This window comes from Micromonospora sp. NPDC003776 (genome assembly GCF_053605645.1).
This window is the reverse complement of the sequence record NZ_JBSGJR010000641.1, coordinates 1-3,612: the sequence shown is the minus strand read 5'-3', so window position 1 is coordinate 3,612 and position 3,612 is coordinate 1. Positions and strand designations below refer to the sequence as shown.

General features: G+C 71.8%; 3 protein-coding genes. All 3 read right to left on the bottom strand.

All coding sequences use genetic code 11. The annotated features are described in order from the left end of the window. A partial coding sequence (locus ACWEVO_RS32500) for a creatininase family protein (RefSeq protein WP_452311269.1) occupies nt 1-618 on the bottom strand: 618 nt, incomplete at its 3' end. Beyond that, on the bottom strand, nt 606-2,390 hold the full coding sequence (locus tag ACWEVO_RS32495; RefSeq protein ID WP_452311268.1) for an ABC transporter permease: 1,785 nt from the start codon (nt 2,388-2,390) through the stop codon (nt 606-608). The genes ACWEVO_RS32500 and ACWEVO_RS32495, both read right to left, overlap by 13 nt. Next, nucleotides 2,387-3,460, bottom strand: coding sequence for an ABC transporter ATP-binding protein (locus ACWEVO_RS32490; RefSeq protein ID WP_452311267.1), 1,074 nt, complete (start codon nt 3,458-3,460; stop codon nt 2,387-2,389). Before ACWEVO_RS32490 ends, ACWEVO_RS32495 begins: the two co-directional genes overlap by 4 nt. Nucleotides 3,461-3,612: the final 152 nt, after the last annotated feature.

Below are 3,612 nucleotides of genomic sequence, written 5' to 3'. Positions count from 1 at the left end.
CAGCTTGGGCCGCGGCGGCAGGTCGGCGGCGGCGTCGAGGCGTACCGCGCCGGGGTCGAAGCCGAGCACGCCGGAGGTCTCGTACGCGCCGCCGTGCCCGCGGGCCGGCGGCTCGCCGTAGATGTCGGCGGTCTCCGCCGGGGTGACCAGCTGGAACCAGTTGACCAGCAGCAGGCTGGCGGTCCGCCGCCCGGAGACCCATTCCATCGCGGCCCGGACGGTGGACATGTTGGCGTCGTGGCCGTTGACGACCAGCAGCCGGGGAAACCCGGCGACGACGATCCCCTCGATGACGTCGGCAAGGTAGCCGACCGCGATCTCCGGCCGGATCGCGACCGTCCCCGGCCAGGGACGGGTCTGCCCCGGGCAGGCGGCGTAGGCGACCGCGGGGAAGAGCACGCCGCGCGGACCGGAGTCCTCGGCGCTCTCTCCGGCGAAGCCCTCGGCGAGGATCAGGTCGGTGCCGAGCGGCAGGTGCGGGCCGTGCCACTCGACCGCGCCGACCGGGAGCACCGCGAAGTCCGCCGCCGCGGCGACGGCTGCCAGCTCGCCGCCGGGGATCCGGGCGGCGGGGAGCAGCCCGCCGCCCGCCGGCCAGCGGTCGATCACGCGGTCCATTGCGCCGCCTCCCGGCTGGCCTTCGGGCCGCTCTCCAGCCGTCCGGAGGCCACCATCACCACGAAGATCAGGACGATCTGGAGCATGCCGTACGCGGCCGCGGTCCCCACCTCGAACGAGTACATCCGGTTGTTGATCTCGACGGAGATCGGCGCCGTCTCCGAGGTGTAGATGAGCACCGAGGCGACGAACTCGCCGACGCCGTGCACGAAGGCGAGCAGCGCGCCGGCCAGCACGCCCGGCAGCATCAGCCGCAGGGTGACCGTGCCGAACGCCCGCCACCAGGACGCGCCCAGGTTGCGGGCGGCCTCCTCGAGCGACGGGTCGAGCTGGGCCAGCGCCGCCGAGCTGGAGCGGAACACCAGCGGCAGGAACCGCACGAAGTAGGCCAACGGCATGATCCAGAAGGTCCCGATCAGCACCTGGCCGAGGCTGAACGCGTTGCCGGTGCTGAACGCCGAGATCAGGTTGATCGCCACCACCGTGCCTGGCAGCGCCCAGGCCAGCATGACCGCCACGTCGAGCAGGCCACGTCCGCGGAAGTTCAGCCGGCGCACCGCGTACGCGATGAGCACGCCGACCACGACGCAGCCGACGGTGGCGATCAGGCTCATGTTCAGCGAGTTGACGATCGGCCGGTACGCCTCCGGGTCGGAGAAGATCGTGACGAAGTTCTGGGTGGTGTACGCCGACGGGATCACCTCGGTCGTCCAGGAGCCGTCCTCGGAGAACGCCACCAGGGCGATCGTCCCCACCGGGGCGAGCAGCACCACAGTGGCGAGCACCGAGGCGAGCAGGGCCAGCCAGCGGCCGAACGGGTTGGTGATCTCCCGGCGGTGCGCGGCGATGCCCTTGGACTGGGACCGGTAGCTGCGCCGCCCCTCGTACCAGCGCATGCCGAGCAGGAACAGCACCGACACCACGCCGAGCACCGAGGCGTACGTGGAGGCCATCGGCAGGTCGCCGTTGGTGCGGTTGATGTAGATCTGCATGGTCATCGTCTGGTCCACTCCGAACAGCAGCGGAGCGGTGTACGACGCCAGCGACGTCATGAAGACCAGCAGCGAGGCGGAGACCAACGCCGGGGTGAGCATTGGCAGCAGCACGGTCCGCCAGACCCGGACCCGGCCGGCGCCCAGGTTGTACGCGGCCTCCTCGACCGACGGGTCCATGCCGACCAGCGCGGCCGAGGTCGCCAGGTAGAAGAACGGGTACATGGTGAAGGTGTGCACCACCAGCACCCCGGCGATGCCGCTGAACGGCAGCACCGGGTTCTCCGTGCCGAACAGGTGCTGGAGGCCCCGCGGCAGGATGCCGGTCTCGCTGTAGAGCAGCTGGAACGAGATTGCCCCGATCAGGGGCGGCAGCGCCGCCGGCACCAGGATGATGGCCTCGATCAGCCGACGGCCCGGGAACGAGAAGCGCTTGAGCAGGAACGCCATCGCCACCCCGACGATGCCGCAGAGCAGCACGCTGGCGGCCGAGATCACCAACGAAGTGACCAGCGCGGACCGGGCGACCCCGTCGCCGGTAAGGAAGGTGGCGTAGTTCGCCGGGCCGTCCACCCCGACGCTCTCGGCGAAGGTGGCGAACATCGGCTGGACGACGTACCCGAAGAGGATCAGCGCCAGCGGGAAGACCAGGAGGTACGGGAACCAGGGCGAGTTGGCGCCGACGGTGAGCCGCCGGGACCGGCGGGCCCGCGGCGGCGCCGGGTCGCCGGTGGCCGGTGGGACGGTGGCCGCGCTGGGGGTGGCGGGAATGGTGCTCATGGGCGCACCACCCACATCCGCTGCCGAGGCAGCCGCAGTCCGACCTGGTCGCCGACGGCCAGCCCGGCCGGGACGTCGATCGCCGCGACCTGCACCGGCTCGCCGGCCACGTCGACCACCAGGTTGGTGGCCATGCCGGTGAACTCCAGCTCGGTCACCCGGCCGCTGAGGGCACCGGCCTCGGTGGCCGAGGTGAGCCCGACGTGCTCGGGCCGCACGGAGACCAGCGCCGTCCCGCCCTCGCGCAGCCCGTGCTCGGCCGGCGCGGCCACGGTGACCTGGTCACCGCCGGGCAGCGCCACGGTGACGTTCTCCGGGCCGGCCGCGGCCACCGGCAGGCTGAGCACGTTGCTGCGGCCGATGAACCGGGCCACGAACGCGTTGGCCGGCCGGTGGTAGATCTCCTGCGGCGCGCCGATCTGCTGGACCCGGCCGGACTCCATGACGGCGATCCGGTCGGACATCGCCATCGCCTCGGCCTGGTCGTGGGTGACGTAGATGGCGGTGGTGCCGCTCTCCTGCTGGATCCGGCGGATCTCGACGCGGGTCTCCTCGCGCAGCTTGGCGTCGAGGTTGGACAGCGGCTCGTCGAGCAGCAGGGTGCGCGGCCGGATGACCAGGGCCCGGGCGAGCGCGACCCGCTGCTGCTGGCCGCCGGAGAGCTGGTCGATGCGGCGGTCGCCGTACCCGGCCAGGTGCACCTGGCCGAGCGCTTCCTCGACCCGCCGCTTCGACTCGACCCGGCCGACCTTGCGGATCTTCAGGCCGTACGCGACGTTCTGCGCGACGGTCATGTGCGGAAAGAGAGCGTAGTTCTGGAACACCATGCCCGTGTCGCGCTTGTTCGGCGGCCGGTGGGTGACGTCCTCCGCACCGAAGCGAATCCGGCCCGAGGTGGGGAAGTAGAAGCCGGCCACCATCCGCAGGGTGGTGGTCTTGCCGCAGCCGCTCGGGCCGAGCAGGGTGAAGAACTCCCCCGCGGCGATCCTGATGTCGACGTCGTCGACGGCCGCGGTGTCGCCGGCGCGTGCGAAGCGCTTGCTCACCGACTCCAGCGTGACATCGATCATGATGCCTCTCCTTGCGTCCGGTACCGGGTCCGACCGGTGGTGGGTGGGGCCAGACCCGGTCTGGCGGTGCGTGCGAGCGGCGGGTGGCGGGGGGGGTTGGGCCCCCCCCCCCCCCGGGGGAGCCCAGGTTGATGTTTGTGGGGGTTCATGGG

What these genes read in the sequence shown, in the direction of transcription:
- ACWEVO_RS32495 (WP_452311268.1), bottom strand. Translation starts at nt 2,390, where the DNA reads ATGAGCACCATTCCCGCCACCCCCAGCGCGGCCACCGTCCCACCGGCC.
- ACWEVO_RS32490 (WP_452311267.1), bottom strand. Translation starts at nt 3,460, where the DNA reads ATGATCGATGTCACGCTGGAGTCGGTGAGCAAGCGCTTCGCACGCGCC.